Source organism: Kiloniella majae, assembly GCF_002118315.1.
Lineage (GTDB): Bacteria > Pseudomonadota > Alphaproteobacteria > Kiloniellales > Kiloniellaceae > Kiloniella > Kiloniella majae.
In genome coordinates this window covers 270,416-286,764 of the sequence record NZ_MTSZ01000003.1, presented here as the reverse complement: position 1 = coordinate 286,764, position 16,349 = coordinate 270,416, and the positions used below count along the sequence as shown (strand labels likewise).

20 protein-coding genes are annotated in these 16,349 nt (G+C 46.1%); 14 read left to right on the top strand and 6 right to left on the bottom strand.

All coding sequences use genetic code 11. The features are described from left to right. Nucleotides 1-36: 36 nt before the first annotated feature. From mobB to BKB51_RS10885, 4 genes are read left to right on the top strand one after another with little or no spacing between them, the layout of a single operon-like run. Nucleotides 37-558, top strand: coding sequence for a molybdopterin-guanine dinucleotide biosynthesis protein B (gene mobB, locus BKB51_RS10900; RefSeq protein WP_085901123.1), 522 nt, complete (start codon nucleotides 37-39; stop codon nucleotides 556-558). Then, nucleotides 558-1,817 carry a molybdopterin molybdotransferase MoeA gene (gene moeA / locus BKB51_RS10895; protein ID WP_085901122.1) on the top strand — a complete coding sequence of 420 codons (1,260 nt, stop codon included), beginning with the start codon at nucleotides 558-560 and terminating at the stop codon, nucleotides 1,815-1,817. Before mobB ends, moeA begins: the two co-directional genes overlap by 1 nt. Then, a complete protein-coding gene (gene moaD / locus BKB51_RS10890) occupies nucleotides 1,814-2,065 on the top strand; it encodes a molybdopterin converting factor subunit 1 (protein ID WP_085901121.1) in 252 nt (83 codons plus the stop codon). Before moeA ends, moaD begins: the two co-directional genes overlap by 4 nt. Nucleotides 2,066-2,067: 2 nt before the next feature. Next, nucleotides 2,068-2,520, top strand: a complete 453-nt coding sequence (locus tag BKB51_RS10885; protein WP_085901120.1) for a molybdenum cofactor biosynthesis protein MoaE — start codon at nucleotides 2,068-2,070, stop codon at nucleotides 2,518-2,520. A gap of 77 nt (nucleotides 2,521-2,597) precedes the next feature. Here BKB51_RS10885 and BKB51_RS10880 read toward each other — a convergent pair whose 3' ends face one another. Continuing rightward, nucleotides 2,598-3,479 (bottom strand): branched-chain amino acid aminotransferase, encoded by an 882-nt coding sequence (locus BKB51_RS10880; protein WP_085901474.1) that lies wholly within the window; start codon nucleotides 3,477-3,479, stop codon nucleotides 2,598-2,600. Nucleotides 3,480-3,660: 181 nt separating this feature from the next. Here BKB51_RS10880 and BKB51_RS10875 point away from each other — a divergent pair, with 181 nt between their 5' ends. The 3 genes from BKB51_RS10875 to BKB51_RS10865 all read left to right on the top strand — a co-directional run bounded on the left by BKB51_RS10875 (nucleotide 3,661) and on the right by BKB51_RS10865 (nucleotide 6,363). Then, nucleotides 3,661-4,167 (top strand): MarR family winged helix-turn-helix transcriptional regulator, encoded by a 507-nt coding sequence (locus tag BKB51_RS10875; RefSeq protein WP_085901119.1) that lies wholly within the window; start codon nucleotides 3,661-3,663, stop codon nucleotides 4,165-4,167. A gap of 84 nt (nucleotides 4,168-4,251) precedes the next feature. Beyond that, entirely contained in the window at nucleotides 4,252-4,947 is a 696-nt protein-coding gene (locus BKB51_RS10870) for a response regulator (protein WP_085901118.1), read from the top strand. Beyond that, complete coding sequence (locus BKB51_RS10865; protein ID WP_085901117.1) at nucleotides 4,948-6,363, top strand: ATP-binding protein; 1,416 nt, start codon at nucleotides 4,948-4,950, stop codon at nucleotides 6,361-6,363. It begins immediately after the preceding gene. 24 nt (nucleotides 6,364-6,387) lie between these two features. Here the strand turns inward: BKB51_RS10865 and BKB51_RS10860 are convergent, their stop codons facing one another. The 5 genes from BKB51_RS10860 to BKB51_RS10840 all read right to left on the bottom strand — a co-directional run bounded on the left by BKB51_RS10860 (nucleotide 6,388) and on the right by BKB51_RS10840 (nucleotide 9,434). Next, a complete protein-coding gene (locus BKB51_RS10860; protein WP_085901116.1) occupies nucleotides 6,388-6,729 on the bottom strand; it encodes a tRNA-binding protein in 342 nt (113 codons plus the stop codon). 65 nt (nucleotides 6,730-6,794) lie between these two features. Further along, nucleotides 6,795-7,397: a TetR family transcriptional regulator gene (locus BKB51_RS10855; protein WP_085901115.1), complete on the bottom strand. Its 603-nt coding sequence runs from the start codon at nucleotides 7,395-7,397 to the stop codon at nucleotides 6,795-6,797. A gap of 111 nt (nucleotides 7,398-7,508) precedes the next feature. Beyond that, nucleotides 7,509-8,330 (bottom strand): pyrroline-5-carboxylate reductase, encoded by an 822-nt coding sequence (gene proC / locus BKB51_RS10850; RefSeq protein WP_085901114.1) that lies wholly within the window; start codon nucleotides 8,328-8,330, stop codon nucleotides 7,509-7,511. Nucleotides 8,331-8,369: 39 nt separating this feature from the next. Next, entirely contained in the window at nucleotides 8,370-8,870 is a 501-nt protein-coding gene (locus tag BKB51_RS10845; protein ID WP_085901113.1) for a type III secretion system chaperone family protein, read from the bottom strand. A gap of 246 nt (nucleotides 8,871-9,116) precedes the next feature. Continuing rightward, on the bottom strand, nucleotides 9,117-9,434 hold the full coding sequence (locus tag BKB51_RS10840) for an accessory factor UbiK family protein (protein WP_085901473.1): 318 nt from the start codon (nucleotides 9,432-9,434) through the stop codon (nucleotides 9,117-9,119). 219 nt (nucleotides 9,435-9,653) lie between these two features. Between BKB51_RS10840 and rfaD the strand changes: the two genes are divergently transcribed. From rfaD to BKB51_RS10805, 7 genes are all read left to right on the top strand, one after another. After that, nucleotides 9,654-10,637: an ADP-glyceromanno-heptose 6-epimerase gene (gene rfaD, locus BKB51_RS10835; protein WP_085901112.1), complete on the top strand. Its 984-nt coding sequence runs from the start codon at nucleotides 9,654-9,656 to the stop codon at nucleotides 10,635-10,637. Continuing rightward, the gene (gene lgt / locus BKB51_RS10830; RefSeq protein WP_085901111.1) at nucleotides 10,634-11,533 is read left to right on the top strand and encodes a prolipoprotein diacylglyceryl transferase; all 900 of its coding nucleotides are present in this window, start codon (nucleotides 10,634-10,636) and stop codon (nucleotides 11,531-11,533) included. Before rfaD ends, lgt begins: the two co-directional genes overlap by 4 nt. Further along, nucleotides 11,530-12,648, top strand: coding sequence for a class I SAM-dependent methyltransferase (locus BKB51_RS10825; RefSeq protein ID WP_085901110.1), 1,119 nt, complete (start codon nucleotides 11,530-11,532; stop codon nucleotides 12,646-12,648). Before lgt ends, BKB51_RS10825 begins: the two co-directional genes overlap by 4 nt. Then, nucleotides 12,645-13,421 carry a peptidoglycan editing factor PgeF gene (pgeF, locus tag BKB51_RS10820; protein ID WP_085901109.1) on the top strand — a complete coding sequence of 259 codons (777 nt, stop codon included), beginning with the start codon at nucleotides 12,645-12,647 and terminating at the stop codon, nucleotides 13,419-13,421. Before BKB51_RS10825 ends, pgeF begins: the two co-directional genes overlap by 4 nt. Before the next feature lie 117 nt (nucleotides 13,422-13,538). Then, nucleotides 13,539-14,447, top strand: a complete 909-nt coding sequence (locus tag BKB51_RS10815; protein WP_085901108.1) for a hypothetical protein — start codon at nucleotides 13,539-13,541, stop codon at nucleotides 14,445-14,447. Nucleotides 14,448-14,572: 125 nt separating this feature from the next. Continuing rightward, complete coding sequence (locus BKB51_RS10810) at nucleotides 14,573-15,505, top strand: ribose-phosphate pyrophosphokinase (RefSeq protein WP_047762369.1); 933 nt, start codon at nucleotides 14,573-14,575, stop codon at nucleotides 15,503-15,505. 163 nt (nucleotides 15,506-15,668) lie between these two features. Beyond that, a complete protein-coding gene (locus BKB51_RS10805) occupies nucleotides 15,669-16,322 on the top strand; it encodes a 50S ribosomal protein L25/general stress protein Ctc (protein WP_085901107.1) in 654 nt (217 codons plus the stop codon). Nucleotides 16,323-16,349 lie beyond the last annotated feature (27 nt).

Below are 16,349 nucleotides of genomic sequence, written 5' to 3'. Positions count from 1 at the left end.
TTGTAATAACTTACCAATACGTCAGAGGATTTATTTATGAAGGTTTTTGGCCTTGCAGGTTGGAGTGGTAGTGGCAAGACAACTCTTCTTAAGCAGGTGATCCCGGCTTTGGTCAAGCGTGGTTTGAAAGTCTCGACATTAAAACATGCACATCACAAGTTTGACGTCGATAAGCCAGGTAAAGACTCTTACGAACATCGCGAGGCAGGGGCCAGCGAAGTGATGATTTCATCGGGAAATCGCTGGGCTTTAATGCACGAACTACGGGATGAAAAAGAACCAACACTTGAAGAACTAGTCCCTCATATGACGCCCGTGGACATTCTTTTAATAGAGGGCTTCAAAAGAGAAAGCCATAAAAAGCTGGAAGTGTTTCGCCCTGCCCTTGGCAAGCGAATGCTTCACAAAGATGACCCTAACATTATCGGTATAGCTACAGATGACGAAGAAATAGATACTTCACTGCCAATAATTAATCTCAATGATATTGAAGCGATTGCTGATTTTATCTGTCTGTCTTGTGACCTTCATGACAAAATCAGAAAGGCTGCGGACTAATGGCTCAACTTTCGGATGATTGTTTTGCTCACGGCGGCAAGTTAATGACAACAGCCGAAGCTCTCGCCCTGCTGGAAGAAAAGCTTCAGTGTATTACAGAAACTGAAACGATTTCCGTTGTTGAAACTTTGAGTAGGGTATTGGCCGAAGACATTATCTCGCCTTGCAATGTACCACCACACGACAACTCGGCCGTTGATGGCTATGCAGTGTATTTTGATGATTTAGGCACAACATCTGAAACCATCCTGCAAATCAGTGACCGGATAACCGCCGGAAGTCACGTTCGGGAAAAACTTCGCAAAGGCACCGCAGCACGGATCTTTACGGGCGCGCCCATGCCATTCGGGGCAGATACTGTATTAATGCAGGAAGACTGTAAGCTTAAAGGAACAGATGAAGTATCTATTCCCGTTGGCATTAAGTCAGGATCAAACAGACGTTTTGCAGGTGAAGATGTCGAAAAAGGCGCTGTCATTCTTCATGCAGGGCGTACAGTACGACCGCAAGACATGGGCCTGATTTCCGCAGTCGGCATTTCAACCATCAAGGTTCGCAAACCTCTTCGTGTTGCTTTTTTCTCTACAGGCGATGAACTTAGAAACCCAGGAACGCCATTAGAAAGCGGGCAGGTCTACGATTCCAACCGCTATACAATAAATGGTTTATTAAACAATCTAGGATGCCATGTAACGGACCTTGGTATTCTTCCGGATACTCCCGATCTCATTCACAAAGCCCTGGAAAGAACTATTGATCAATATGATCTTGTTCTGACATCGGGCGGCGTATCTGTTGGAGAAGAAGACCATGTTAAACAGGTTGTCGAATCATTGGGGTCACTCCATGCTTGGAGGTTGGCAATCAAACCGGGCAGGCCTATTGCTCTGGGACAAATTGGATCAACAGCTTTTGTCGGGCTCCCCGGAAATCCGGTAGCTGTCATTGTCACCTTCTCAAACTTTGTACGCCCCTTGATCAACCTGCTGTCAGGGGCAGAAAATACGACACCAAAAACCTTCCCTGTTGTTGCCGCCTTTTCTCATAAGAAAAAAAAGGATCGCAAGGAGTGGGTGCGAGTCCATTTGAAAGAAAACCTTGAAGGACACTGGGAAGCACATAAATATCCAAAAGAAGGCGCGGGCATTCTCTCATCAGTTTGTCATTCCGATGGCTTTGCAGTCCTAAGCGAAGAACTCTTATCTATCCAGCCTGGAGATTTAATTTCCTATTTGCCATTTAACGAGGTTGCGCTATGAAAATTCTCTACTTTGCCTGGTTAAGAACAACAATTGGCAAACCTCTCGAGGAAATTACACCTCCCGAGACAGTTAAAACAGTGAAAGAGCTTCTTGATTGGCTACCTTCCCTTGGTGAAGACTATTCTATCATCCAGGAAAAAAGAGATCTCTTACGTATCGCGATTAATCAGGAATACGCCGATCTTGATCAGAAAATAGAGCAAGGCGATGAAATAGCCCTCTTCCCACCAGTAACAGGAGGCTAGAGATGATACGTGTTCAAGAAAGCGACTTTGATGTCGGACAAGAGATCAAAAAGCTTACCCAAGGGAATCATGCCATCGGCGGCGTTGCCTCTTTTCTAGGCCTCGTCAGAGATATTGCAAGTGATGAAGAAATCTCAGCCATGACGCTCGAGCACTATCCCGGCATGACCGAGAAAATGCTCGCGGAAATAGAGACCGAAGCAAACCGTCGTTGGGACCTGGATGCCAGCCTGATTATTCACCGTTATGGGCGCATGGATCCAGGCGAACAGATCGTTTTGGTCATCACCTGTAGCAAACATCGTAAAGCAGCTTTCGAAAGCTGTGAGTTCCTAATGGATTATTTAAAGACAAAGGCTCCCTTCTGGAAACTAGAAGAAACATCCGAAGGAGGGAAATGGGTTGATGCACGAGACAGTGATGACACCGCAGCATCAAGATGGTTAGAGACGTAAGTTCTCAACCTCGGAAAGAAAAATAGCACCGCGCCAATGAAACACAGTGCTATTTCTTTAATATCAATCAGGTAGATTTATGCCGCAGGTTCGCGAACCAGTTGGTCATACGCCAGTAAAAGATCTTTTGTTACATTCCCCGGCGTAAATTTATAGTCACCAATTTCGGAAACTGGGGTTACTTCAACCGCAGTCCCCGTCAAGAAAACTTCCTGCGTTTTTGCGAGCTCTTCTGGCATGATCGCTCTCTCAACTACGTCATAACCTTTTTGTCTTGCCAAATCGATCACTGTGCGTCGCGTAATACCGTCAAGAAAACAATCCGGAACTGGCGTATGAATTTCCCCATCCTGTACCAGAAAAACATTAGCCCCTGTTGCCTCGGCGATTTGCCCCCGATAATCGAGCATTAAGGCGTCATTGTAACCTTTTGCTTCAGCAGCATGTTTAGACAGCGTCGCAATCATATACAATCCCGCAGCCTTGGAATGAACAGGTGCCGTGGCCGGATCAGGACGGCGCCACTCTGCAAAATCCAGACGAATACCTTTCAAACGATCTTCAGGAGAGAAATACGACGGCCAATCCCAAGCCGCAATAGCAACATGAATTCGGGATTTTTGTGCTGAAACAGCCATCATCTCGCTCCCCCGCCATGCAACCGGGCGTAAATAGCCATCAACGATATTATTGGCATTCAGGACTTTTTGTGATGCTTGATGCAGGTCTTCAACCGAATAGGGGATATCAAATCCGAGAAGTTTTCCAGACTTGATTAGCCGTTCATGATGCTCCTGCATTTTGAAAATACGCCCATTATAAGAACGCTCTCCTTCAAAGACACTGCTCCCATAATGGAGACCGTGGCTGAGAATATGAATCTTGGCATCCCGCCAGGGAATAATTTCGCCGTTGTACCAGATAAAACCGTCGCGATCGTCAAATGGAAGCATAGCCATAGCTTTCATGTTAAAGGTGGTATAGAGTTTATTCTTGCGTTGTTTCCAAAGGTTAACACTCAACATCAATTGAGTATTAAACGGCTGCAACGCAAGTTTGTTACAAAAATACTGATTAATTGGTACTTTTAATCAATTAATCACAAAACATAGATAATACCAATTCGATAGATAAGTCAACATGACTGACATAAAATCCGGCCCGAACCCCCTTTTCCTTCGTACAGATGAAATCATGCAGGCAATTGAATTGCTGTTTTTTGCATACCGGGATTTCACAGGAGAACCCGACGAATTACTGGCACAGTATGGCTTTGGACGCGCTCATCATAGGGTTATACACTTTGTGGGACGCCACCCAGGCATGACAGTTAGCGAGCTATTGTCGATTCTACAGATTACAAAGCAATCCTTATCCCGAGTTCTCTCCCAACTCGTTGCAGAAGGCTTTATCAAACAGACACCCGGCGAAATTGATCGTCGACAACGACTGCTTGAATTAACTGAAAAAGGGCTGGAACTGGATGAAAAGCTATTTAACGTCCAGCGTCAAAGGATCGTCAAAGCCTATAAAGAATCTGGCGCAGAAGCTGTTGCAGGCTTCAGATCCGTCCTGATCAACATGATGGAAGAAAGTGATCGCCCTCGCTTCGCAAAAAAAACTCATCCTCCTTCACCGAGACGTTAAAGATCGTTCGAACTTGAATTCCAATACGTTAGGCTTCAAAATTAACATCTGTGAATACCAAAACGACACGTTATACTGTAAGACATGAATGATATTTGCCCGCACTTACTGGTCGTAGATGATGACACTCGTCTTCGAGAACTCCTGCAAAAATTCCTGACCGATCAAGGGTTTATGGTTACTGCTGCCTCAAGCGCAGAAGAAGCCAGATCAAAATTAGCATCTTTATCATTCGATCTATTGATTCTCGATATTATGATGCCAGGCGAAAGCGGGCTGGAACTGACAAAATCCCTCAGAGAAAAAGATGATGTCCCCATCCTCCTTTTGACAGCCATGGGTGAAACAAACGACCGCATTAGCGGGTTGGAAGTGGGGGCAGATGATTATCTTTCAAAACCCTTTGAGCCGAGAGAACTCGTTTTACGTATAAATGCGATTTTAAAGCGCATACAAGCGACAGCTCCCGCAACCGAACTTTCTGCAGAAAATGTTGTGTTTGGATCTTTCAGGTTTGATGTTCGTAAATCCCAGCTTTGGAATAATGATGAGTTTATTCATCTGACCGATGTAGAAGCAGCTCTTTTAAAAACCTTGGCTGAGCAAGCCGGGACCGCCGTTGGGCGCGACGATTTGATTGAGGACGGGTCAGAGCTTTCTAATACACGAAGTGTAGATGTTCAGGTAACCCGCCTACGCCGTAAAATTGAACAAGACCCTAAATATCCACGGTTCCTTCAAACAATCCGCGGTGTCGGATATATACTGAAAACTGATTAAATGACCAGTGCCCCTTTAAAAGAAACCATTCTTGATGAAGAAGAGTCGCTGCCGCAAAAAAGAAAACGTCCTTTCTTTCTAAAACGCTTTCTCCCCAAGTCCCTTCTCGGACGCTCCCTTATTATTATTATCACGCCCCTTTTATTGGTACAGGCCATCTCTGTGTGGGTTTTTTATGACCGACACTATGAAACGGTCACCAAGCGTTTGGCTCAGGGCATTGCTGGCGATATTGCGACGGCTATTTTGCTTCTTGATGATGCAGAAACACCTTATGAAAAAGCCAATGTTTTCCAGCTCATGCAAAAAACCGCTGACTTGTCCCTAACACTCCATCACGGAATTGAGTTGCCACCCGTTCACTGGCAACCGGGGTGGTCCGTTCTTGAGCGCCGGCTTGATCAAGCCATTAATGATCAACTCATAAAAAACCTTAACGCAAATTATCAATATGAAATTGACACCACCAGTTTGGTCGATCAGGTAAAGATTCAGATTGAATTGGAAAATGCTGTATTACTCGTGCTGGTGCCCAGTAAACGACTTTTCACTTCAACAACTTACCTTGTCATACTTTGGATGGTTGGGTCATCTGTCATTACCTTTGGCGTTGCAGTTATCTTCATGCGCAATCAAGTGCGTCCCATTCAACGCTTGGCCAGAGCCGCAGAAAGTTTTGGTAAAGGGCGAGATGTGAAAGGCTTTAAGCCCGAGGGTGCCACGGAAGTCAGGCAGGCATCCGGCGCATTTATCCGTATGAGATCACGAATAAAACGGCAGGTGGAACACCGCATGGCGATGCTAGCAGGTGTAAGCCATGATTTAAGAACGCCTCTCACCAGAATGAAACTTCAGTTGGCCATGTCTGGACAGTCCGAAGATACCAAAAACCTTCAGACTGATGTTTCCGAAATGGAAAAGATGATTGACGGCTACCTTGCCTTTGCCCGAGGAGAAGGGCGAGAACAAACTGCAGCCTGCAATGTGTCTGCTTTACTAAAAGGACTGATGCAGCAATTAAGCTTCAACAACAATCCCATTGACCTGCACATTGAACAAGAAATTGATATTCAGCTTCGGCAGGAAAATTTTAAGCGCGCTATTAGCAATCTGGTCACAAACGCACAACGTTATGGCAGTCATGTCATGGTCTGCGTCAGAAAAAAATCAATCGGCACCACAGATGAGATTCTTGAAATCACTATCGATGATGATGGGCCCGGTATTCCCGAAGAACACAGAAAAGATGTGCTCAAACCTTTTTTCCGTTTGGAACAATCCCGTAATCAGGCAACAGGTGGCGTTGGATTGGGTCTCTCCATCGCCAACGACATCATCAGTAATCATGGCGGCGATCTCGCTTTAGAAGATGCACCCGGTGGTGGGTTACGTGCAAGAATTTCTCTGCCCTTTTAGGCTTGTCCATCCCCTTATTTAACTTTAATGCATTCTGCTTCCATTAGGAACATCATGATCAGGGGCGAGCAAAACGATTCTTCCCTGGTCATCTGAAGCACCAAGAACTAAAATCTCTGACATAAACTTACCAACCTGGCGTGGCGGAAAGTTCACAACAGCCATGACCTGCTTTCCAATAAGAGTCTCGGGCGAATAGTGATCGGTAATTTGAGCAGATGACTTACGAACGCCTATCTCGCCCCCAAAATCCACCCAAAGCTTGATTGCCGGACGACGGGCTTCAGGATAGGGCTGCGCATCAACAACGGTTCCAGCTCTGATATCAACTTTAAGAAAATCCTCAAACGCCAATTCGTTACTCATAAAACTTATTCCCTCAAAAGATAGAGCAAAATAATTATACGTAACGCATTGAAAGGCAAGGTACCCTATGCAGCTTTTGATTTAGTTGGCACCGTACGTGCCCTTGAACAACACCTCGCCATTGTATCCAGTCGCCCCAAGACTTTATCCAGCTTGGCCATCGTTTTCCCCAAATCATCACTATCATCATTTAGCCAGGTTTGAAGTGCCGCAAGATAAGCAACTGAGAAAGCTTTCACTCTCAACACTCCCTGAAGCCCCGATGTTGAGAGACCGGCTGATTCTAGCATCAAAGGCATTGATCGTTTCAAGTTACAAAGGAGTAACAACGTAGAAACAGGGTCTTTACGGCTATCTTTAACAATAGCACGAATGCCTTCTTTGTAGGCCTCAAGTGCATCAAACCTGTTCATACAAATTTCAAACAACCTGTCTTTCGCTGGCTGTTGAAGATAATCGTTATCATGCTCTTCCAAAACGCCTTGATCTGCTTGTTCAGATATAAAGCGCAAAAGAGAATTCTTGGAAGGAAAAATCTGATGCAGATCAGATAACGACACTTTTGATGTGACGGCAATTTCAGCAAGAGACAGAGTTGCCCACCCCTTTTCGACAGCCAACGACATCGCCGTCGAAACAATATGTTGGGGTATTTCCGACTTTTTCATCACTACTCTCCCCACAATGAAGATATCTCTATTATATAGGATAAAAAGTAGAGATTAAAAGACAGCTTGGTAATTCCAATACTCCCCAACGCAAAAGGGTTGCTTCACAGGCTAAGACAACTCTTTACTTCTTTTTGTCGCCGCAACAACAGCCTGGGTCATAACCGGTTGCAAACCATCATCAGCCATAAGGACTTCTAACGCTGCTTGCGTTGTTCCGTTGGGACTGGTCACGTTAATACGAAGTTGGCTGGGGCTATCGTCTGAAAGCCTGAGAAGTTCACCTGCACCAAAGACTGTTGTATCGGCGAGTTTCCGTGCCAATTCTTTCGGCAACCCCGCATCAACTCCGGCTTGTGCAAGACATTCTGCCAGATAAAAGATATAGGCCGGGCCGCTACCTGAAACACCTGTAACCGCATCAATCTGCTCTTCGTTATCAAGCCAAGCCGTTTCACCAACAGCTGCCATGAGACCTTCACATGCATCGGCTTGCTCTTTACTGACATTTTGATTTGCATACAAAACGGTCATACCACGCGACACGGCAGCAGGTGTGTTCGGCATTGTTCGCACGATCGCAGCATCTGCCCCTAAATGCTCTTCAAAAAATGAGATTTGTTTTCCGGCAATAACGGATAGAAAAACCGCCCCTTGCTCTGCATAGCCTTGGTAATCGGCGATTGTCGCGTCAATCATCTGTGGCTTGACAGCAAAGAGAACATAATCAGGGTGAAATGAATTCCCCAAATCAGCCAAGCTCTCTACAGCGCGAACACCCTGTTTGACAAAGGACTGCATATAGTCAGCTTGAGCAGAGGGATCAACAATAGCAACCTGTGATCCTTTCAAACCGCGATCCAACCATCCTTGCAGCATTGCGCCGCCCATCTTGCCACAACCAACAAGCAGCAAGGTACCATTGTTAAGCATATTCAATGTCCTATTCCGTAAAAGTCAGGGAACAGAACTCTACGCTTCTCCCGCCGTATCCATCAAGGCAAGATCAACAGCATTTAATTCGGAATCCCCCCCAGAGGATACCAATTGGATCGCAGGGATAAGACGATCCCACTCTGCAACTGCGGTCGCGACCAGATCTTCGGTTTGATCCTGACTGAAACCATCTTGTCCTCTTAATGGCACAGTATGCCGATAAGCAGGCCCCCCGGTTTCAGGAACAAGATCAAAATGCCCAAGCCAAAGCTGATTGTTCACGGAAACTAACAGTTCGCAAATACGGCTTTTGGCCAGTTGAGGAACAACAACTTCACCATGACAGGCAAAAAACATTGCTTGTAATTCGCCTTGCCATTGGAAATGAAGATGAAGTGGCCCCCAATGTCCTTCAATCACGGCTAACAGCTCGAAATCACTTTCGCGCTCAAAATCCCAGTTATAGTCCAGGATCCACTCTTCGATAGCATCAATCGGATTGAAAGGTAGTCGCTCATTCGTAGTTTCTGAGTTCATTGCACTAACCCCTCACTAAGTATAGTTGAGCAAGATACAATAGCTACTGTCACAGTCCATATATTGAACTAATGTGACAGAATACTACCAAATATAGTGTGGCACAGAACGAATCTTGGGATCAAGAAAAAACGTAAAATAAAAGCCCGGACATTATCCGGGCTTTTATTTAAATGCGCATAGAGATTACAAACTATTCAGAACCGGGATTCATCCGTAATCTGCCATATCTGCTAATCCAAAAAATCAGTCAACTTTTTTAGGTGCTGCTTTTTTAGCCGGTGTTGTCCGAGAAGTTGCTTTTTTAGCGCCTTCAAGCTTGGACAGCCTTGCTTCAAGTGCAGCGACTTTTTCGGCAAGGTCTTCGCTTTCTTCACGGGCCTTGACTGCAACAGCCTTCATCACATCGAATTCTTCACGTGGAACAACATCCATCTGAGAGATAATGCGTTCAAACTGCTCACGAATCCGAGCTTCGACTTCCCCTCTCATACCTGCGGCAGCACCCATCGCGCTGCTGGCAACTTTAGCCAGATCATCAAGGATACGATTTTGAGTTTGCATGTCTTTGCCTTTCATATTGTAAGTCAGGCCAGAACCATCCGACTTTGACTCACATTTTTGACTTTATTTGAGCCTAATATGGCCCTTTGATCCCCCGGCTTCAACCTTGTTCGTTATCGTTTAAACAAAAATATCCTTAAATATCGATGCAAAAGCTTCTCTATAGCTTCTCAAAAGCATATATAGGGGAGCAGAAGATATATCAGAAAGGCTTCAAGCATGTTTCTCGTTACTGGCGGCGCTGGTTTTATTGGCTCAAACCTCGTTGCGTCCCTTGTTGAGCAAGGCAAATCCGTGGTCGTCAGCGATTGGCTTGGCCATGGCGACAAATGGCGTAATCTGGCAAAACATGAACTTGAAGACATTATAAAGCCCGAAGCACTTCCTGCGTTTCTAGCTGAAAATGCAGATAAGCTCGAAGGTGTTTTTCATATGGGGGCCATTTCGGCGACGACCGAAACCGACGGCGATGCCCTTATGGAAAACAACTTTAAACTCAGTAAAGATCTTTGGCATGTCTGTGCAAAACATAGTGTCCCCTATATCTATGCTTCTTCCGCAGCGACTTATGGCGGTGGAGAACATGGTTTTGATGACGAAGAAGATATCGATCATCTGACCAAACTCCAGCCTCTGAACGGCTATGGTTGGAGCAAGCAGCTCTTTGATCGCTGGGTTGCCCGCCGGATAGAAAACAAAGAGCCTCAGCCGCCACAATGGGCAGGCCTCAAATTCTTTAATGTTTACGGACCAAACGAATATCACAAAGGTGGTCAGGCAAGCGTTGCTTTCCACCTCTTCAATCAGGTTATGTCTGGCGAAGCGGCAAAACTGTTCCAGTCTCACCACCCTGACTATTCTGATGGCGGGCAGCTCCGTGATTTCATTGCGGTTGAAGACTGTGCTCGCGTTATGATGTGGCTAAAGGATAATCCAAGAGTTAGTGGTTTATTTAATGTTGGAACAGGGCAAGCAAGATCTTTCGTGGATTTGGCTCGGGCCGTTTTCGCGTCAATGAACCGTAATGAGAATATCAAATACGTTCCAACACCTGAAAATATTCGCGATAAATACCAATACTTCACCGAAGCGCGTATGAGTAAGCTAAAAGAAGCTGGATATGATCATCCCTTCGCATCTCTGGAAGAAGGCGTTCAGCGTTACGTGACAGAATTTCTTGCACAGGAAGACTCATACAAATGACACAAGAACTGGTCTTCGCGGCTCTCACCTATCCGGAAATTGATCCCATCGCAATTAGCTTGGGTCCTATCGCGATACGTTGGTATTCGCTTGCTTATATATTCGGTATCATTCTTGGTTGGCGCTATTGCCGCTGGCTCTGCTTTCAGGCCCCAAGACAGTTACGGCCTATTGCCATGGATGATTTTATTGTCTGGGCTACGCTCGGTATAATTCTCGGGGGTAGACTGGGCTACGTTCTGTTTTATAACTTTACGTACTTCCTCTATAATCCGCTTGAAATCTTTGCTGTCTGGCAAGGTGGGATGAGCTTTCATGGTGGCCTTCTGGGCGTTATCACAGCCATGGTGCTCTTTGCCCGCAAAGAAAAAGTACACTTTCTGGCACTTGCCGACATCATTGCCTGTGCAACCCCAATAGGCCTGTTCTTTGGTCGGCTGGCGAATTTTATCAATGGCGAGCTATTTGGACGCGTAACAACCGCAGAAATTGGCATGGTGTTCCCAAACGGAGGACCTCTGCCTCGCCATCCAAGCCAGCTTTATGAAGCAGGTCTTGAAGGGCTTACCTTACTTCTTATTCTCTATCTCGTTGCCCGCACCGGTGGACTTCCTCGTAGAGGCCTGACAGCTGGGTTGTTCTTGGTTGGATACGGTCTATCCCGTACAGTTGTCGAATTCTTCAGAGAACCAGATGCCCACATTGGTTTCCTCTTTGCTGAAATAACAATTGGTCAGCTTCTGTCATCGCCCATGATACTGGTTGGTATCGGCCTTGTTGTTCTTGCTTTCCGACAACCACTTCAGCCGACCGGACCAGAGTTCAAACCAGAAGACATCTCTCCCAAAGAAGCGGATAAAGCAGCAAAAAAGAAAGCTCCATCGAATAAAAAATGAGTACAGTACCAAAAAAAGGATCTCTTTTTGAAAGCTTCCGCCGACGTATAAAACTCGAAGGTGCAATATCTGTCGCCGACTATATGGCTGATGTTCTTATCGCACCGTCACATGGTTATTATATGTCGAATGAACCTTTTGGTGTGTCCGGAGATTTTATTACGGCCCCAGAAATAAGCCAGATGTTCGGGGAACTCATCGGCTTTTGGTGCGCAGATACATGGTACAACATGGGTGGCCCGACTGAAATCCATTTGATTGAGATGGGTCCGGGCCGCGGCACACTCATGAGCGACCTTATGCGGGCCGCTGCGATGGTCCCCGGTTTTCACCAGGCTGTGAAAATACACCTGATAGAAGTAAGCCCAAAGCTGAGAAAAAAACAAAAAGAAGCCCTGAACGGATACAATGTCAGTTGGTATGATGATTTAACAGACCTCCCTGCTGGACCCTGCATCTTTATTGCCAATGAATTTTTTGATGCCTTGCCTATTAGACAATTCGAACGTTCTCCCACGGGTTGGTGCGAGCGATTAATCACCTTGGACGAAGATGAAACAGGTCTCGTCTTTACGCTTTCACCTCCCTCAAAAGCAATTGAAACGATTATCCCCAAAGAGTTAGTTGATAGTCATGAGGGAGCGGTCGTCGAGCTTTCATCCATAGCCGCTAATGTTTCAGCCCAGATTTCAAGCCATATTACCCAATATGGCGGGGCTGCCCTTTTCGTAGATTATGGCTGGGGAACGCCAACGGCAAAGCCAAGTTTACAAGCTATCCACAATCACAAAAAGCACGATGTCTTGCTGGAACCGGGTACAGCCGATCTATCCGCCTTTGTTGATTTTCCCACGCTGCAAAAGTCAGCCGAAGCAAATGGCGTCTCTGTTCATGGTACAGTCACCCAAGGAGATTTTTTACGAAACCTTGGGATTGAACAGCGCGCCGAGATGTTACGTCTAAATGCAGATCAAAAGCAGGCCATTGATATCACCGCAGCGGAACATCGTTTAACTGATCCCAGCCAGATGGGGGATCTCTTTAAAGTGATGGCGCTTACGAGACCAGATCAGCCAACACCAGCTGCATTTCCAGAACAAAAGGAAGCCCTATGATTAAAAGCCCTGCGCTGGACCAACACAATGGTATTAAACACGGCTTTCTCACCCGGCAAGATGGCGTCAGCCAAGGCCTATATTCATCGCTCAACTGTGGGTACGGGGCAGATGAAGCAATTGAAAATGTAACCCGAAACAGAACGATTGCGCTTGAGCGCATGGGCTGTCATCAGGCAAAGCTTGTCACAGGCTATCAAATTCATTCCGCAAATGTAGAGATTGTCAAAACGCCGTGGAGTTGCCCCGAAGATGCGCCACAGGTCGATGCCTTGGTCACCAACCAACCAGAGATCGCATTGGGCATTATGACCGCAGATTGTGCACCTGTGCTTTTTGCTGATCCTGATGCACGGGTGATTGGCGCAGCACACGCAGGCTGGCAAGGAGCCTTGAAAGGTGTGACCGACAGCACGATTGATGCGATGGAAAGCCTTGGTGCAACCAGATCAAATATCTACACCGCAATAGGTCCCTGTATTGCGCAAGCCTCTTATGAAGTAGGTGCCGAATTTGCACATCGTTTCTTTGAAGAAACTGATGATAACATGACTTACTTCATCCCCTCCCCCAGAGAAGGAAAATTTCTTTTTGATCTTCGCCAATATGTGGGAGACCGATTGAAGAAATCAGGTGTAAAACAGGTGTCCATTTCAAAGAATGATACCTATGCTGAAGAGAACCACTTTTTCAGCTACCGCCGCTCATGCCACAGAAAAGAAGCTGATTACGGCAGAGGCATATCCATTATATCACTTGAGAGAACAAGCTAATGCCTCACCTAATTCTCTTCTTTCTAATGTGTATTCTCGGAATTCTCGCGACCTGCAGTTTCATGTGATTACTGATTTGGCTCAGATATCTATGTTTCCATTCCATCGCTCAATCGTATGATAAAGTTTCTCCCCCTCCTCTTCATCTTGCTTATAACTGCCTGTGGACCTTTGCCTCGCCCCTTCATGGCACAGGAACCTGATAGTAATCCACTCCTGCAGTTAGAGAACACACGCCCGCTTGCGGTTGAACCACCCGTTTTCCAACTAAATACAGGTGTCGAGACCACGGACCTCACACTTTGGGCGCAAGATAATCTAAGCCAAGCACTACGCGATCAGGATCTACCCGCAGCAAACTATGCTTTTGCTTCAAATAGTTTGCATCTGTACAGCAGCTTTGAAACAGAACGTGTTGCGGGTAATCAGATTTTACTAAGCCTCAAAATCAGGATTACGGAAACAGCAGTGCCTGATCGTTTTCTGATAGAATTAGAGGAAAAAACAAAGATACCCGCAATACACTTGGAAAAAAATTCGAAGCCTGTTTTGGCTGAACTGATCAAAAGAGTATCACAGAATGTTAGCCTTAAGATTGCGCAACTGGATCAAAAAATAGCTCCAGAGCCCCAATCAATAGATTACATATCTATCCAACTAGCTTCCCTGCCAGACCAGATTGACGACAGAACCAAGGCGATATTGGAAAACGAACTAAGAGCCTCATTTCAAATCAGAAGCCTTTATTTGACGCGCCAAACAACTGAATCCTTTTTTTACAAGCTCAGGTTAGAAATTGATCTATCTAAACAAAACGAACAAGGCTTTCTCTCGCTGCTGTGGAGTCTTGAAGATAGTGCAAACGGCGAAGAAGTAGGGCAAATCAGCCAAACAAACCCAATTCCCAACCTACCCCTTTCCCGGATACTGATTCCGGCTTCAGAAGCAATAGCAGAGGGAACAGCCATGGGAATCAAGGACCTACTGCAACAAAAGAGTCTTCAAAATCAAACTGTTCTGAAATAACAAAGAAATGAATCTTTATGGGCGTTTACAGAAAAGACAGAGATTGCTAAGTTCCGCCCGTCCAATATGAAAACTGCCGACAAGTCATCTGTTATGGCTTGTCCAGCCTAGCCGGGGATTTTGGCGTGAAGATCTTAACGGGTAACAGCAACCGACCATTGGCCGAGGCCATTTCTGCATATTTGAATCTACCACTGACCAAAGCATCAGTGCGACGGTTCTCCGATGAAGAAGTTTTTGTGGAAATCCACGAAAACGTGCGCGGTGAAGACGTATTTATTATTCAACCAACATCCTATCCTACCAATGACAACCTTATGGAACTCTTGGTAACAATAGATGCATTGAAACGCAGCTCTGCGAGCCGCATAACAGCCGTAATGCCGTACTATGGCTACGCGAGGCAGGATCGTAAATCCAGCCCCCGTACACCGATTTCGGCGAAACTGGTTGCAAATCTAATTCAAACTGCCGGGGCGGATCGCGTTCTGACCATGGACCTGCATGCGGGACAAATCCAAGGCTTCTTTGATATTCCAACAGACAACCTGTTTGCGGCACCTGTGTTTATAAAAGACATTCAGGAACGCATGTCCAAAGGACCTCTGACAATTGTATCACCCGACGTTGGTGGTGTTGTCCGTGCACGTGCTATCGCGAAACGTCTTGATGCCGATCTGGCAATCATTGACAAACGTCGTGAAAAAGCAGGTGTTTCAGAGGTTATGAACATCATTGGTGACGTCAAGGGTCAACGTTGTATTCTTATTGATGACATCGTGGATTCGGCTGGCACACTTTGTAATGCGGCGGGTGCTCTTAAAGATGCTGGCGCAACAGCTGTTTCCGCTTACATCTCTCACGGTGTTTTATCAGGTGGCGCGGTTGCACGTGTTACCGCTTCTCCGCTTGAAGAGCTCGTAACAACGGACTCAATCCAAGCGACTGAAGCCGTTCGTGTAGCCCACAACATGCGTCAGATTTCTGTTGCTCCACTGATGGGTGAAGCAATGCGCCGCATTAGTGACGAACAATCCGTGTCCTGTCTGTTTGACTGATTACGGCTGATTGCCCCTAATTACTGCGGATTGATTTGACGAATAGCTTTCGTCCGTATACAAGACGGGCGAATTCTCTGGCTCAGCACCCCTGGAGGCTGGCCAGTTACTGCATCGGCGGAGCAAATGCTCTGCCGCTGTCATTTTACTATTGGAGACTAAAATGAGTGATATCACAAAAGTGAGCGCTGAAGCTCGCGATAGAGCCGGCAAGGGGCCCGCTCGTGCCGCTCGTCGTGCAGGTCTTGTTCCTGCCGTCATCTACGGTGCAAAAAAAGACCCTGTCATGATTAACCTGGACCCGCGTCCAATTACGAAAGAGTACAACTCTGGTCACTTTGGTACCCGCCTTTGGGAAATCGAAGTTAATGGCAAAAAAGAACGTACACTTCCACGTGACATTCAATTGCACCCTGTAACAGACATGGTTGAGCACGTTGACTTCCTTCGCGTTTCTGCGAAGACATCTGTTAACGTTATGATCCCTGTCAACTTCATCAACGAAGACGACTGCCCAGGCCTTAAGCAGGGTGGTGTTCTTAACGTTGTGCGTTACGACATCGAACTTTCTTGCCGCGCAGATCACATTCCAGAAAATATCGAAGTTGATATGGCTGGCATCGAACTGGGCGACAGCGTTCACATTTCTTCCGTTACACTTCCAGACGGAACAGAGCCAGTAATCTCCGATCGTGACTTCACGATCGCTACTATTGCTGTACCAAGCTCTGTTAAATCTGCGAAAGCTGATGAAGAAGGCGACGAAGAAGACGTTGCTGGTGAAGAAGAAGCAGCAGCTGAATCTACTGAAGAGTAAGTATATCTCTCTTTTGATCTGAACCTA

Coding starts and splice junctions, on each gene's coding strand:
- BKB51_RS10805 (WP_085901107.1), top strand. CDS start 15,669: ATGAGTGATATCACAAAAGTGAGCGCTGAAGCTCGCGATAGAGCCGGC.
- BKB51_RS10845 (WP_085901113.1), bottom strand. CDS start 8,870: ATGAACTCAGAAACTACGAATGAGCGACTACCTTTCAATCCGATTGAT.
- proC (WP_085901114.1), bottom strand. CDS start 8,330: ATGCTTAACAATGGTACCTTGCTGCTTGTTGGTTGTGGCAAGATGGGC.
- BKB51_RS10875 (WP_085901119.1), top strand. CDS start 3,661: ATGACTGACATAAAATCCGGCCCGAACCCCCTTTTCCTTCGTACAGAT.
- BKB51_RS10855 (WP_085901115.1), bottom strand. CDS start 7,397: ATGAAAAAGTCGGAAATACCCCAACATATTGTTTCGACGGCGATGTCG.
- BKB51_RS10860 (WP_085901116.1), bottom strand. CDS start 6,729: ATGAGTAACGAATTGGCGTTTGAGGATTTTCTTAAAGTTGATATCAGA.
- pgeF (WP_085901109.1), top strand. CDS start 12,645: ATGATTAAAAGCCCTGCGCTGGACCAACACAATGGTATTAAACACGGC.
- mobB (WP_085901123.1), top strand. CDS start 37: ATGAAGGTTTTTGGCCTTGCAGGTTGGAGTGGTAGTGGCAAGACAACT.
- BKB51_RS10885 (WP_085901120.1), top strand. CDS start 2,068: ATGATACGTGTTCAAGAAAGCGACTTTGATGTCGGACAAGAGATCAAA.
- BKB51_RS10840 (WP_085901473.1), bottom strand. CDS start 9,434: ATGCAAACTCAAAATCGTATCCTTGATGATCTGGCTAAAGTTGCCAGC.
- BKB51_RS10825 (WP_085901110.1), top strand. CDS start 11,530: ATGAGTACAGTACCAAAAAAAGGATCTCTTTTTGAAAGCTTCCGCCGA.
- BKB51_RS10880 (WP_085901474.1), bottom strand. CDS start 3,479: ATGGCTATGCTTCCATTTGACGATCGCGACGGTTTTATCTGGTACAAC.
- lgt (WP_085901111.1), top strand. CDS start 10,634: ATGACACAAGAACTGGTCTTCGCGGCTCTCACCTATCCGGAAATTGAT.
- moaD (WP_085901121.1), top strand. CDS start 1,814: ATGAAAATTCTCTACTTTGCCTGGTTAAGAACAACAATTGGCAAACCT.
- rfaD (WP_085901112.1), top strand. CDS start 9,654: ATGTTTCTCGTTACTGGCGGCGCTGGTTTTATTGGCTCAAACCTCGTT.
- BKB51_RS10870 (WP_085901118.1), top strand. CDS start 4,252: ATGAATGATATTTGCCCGCACTTACTGGTCGTAGATGATGACACTCGT.
- BKB51_RS10865 (WP_085901117.1), top strand. CDS start 4,948: ATGACCAGTGCCCCTTTAAAAGAAACCATTCTTGATGAAGAAGAGTCG.
- BKB51_RS10815 (WP_085901108.1), top strand. CDS start 13,539: ATGATAAAGTTTCTCCCCCTCCTCTTCATCTTGCTTATAACTGCCTGT.
- moeA (WP_085901122.1), top strand. CDS start 558: ATGGCTCAACTTTCGGATGATTGTTTTGCTCACGGCGGCAAGTTAATG.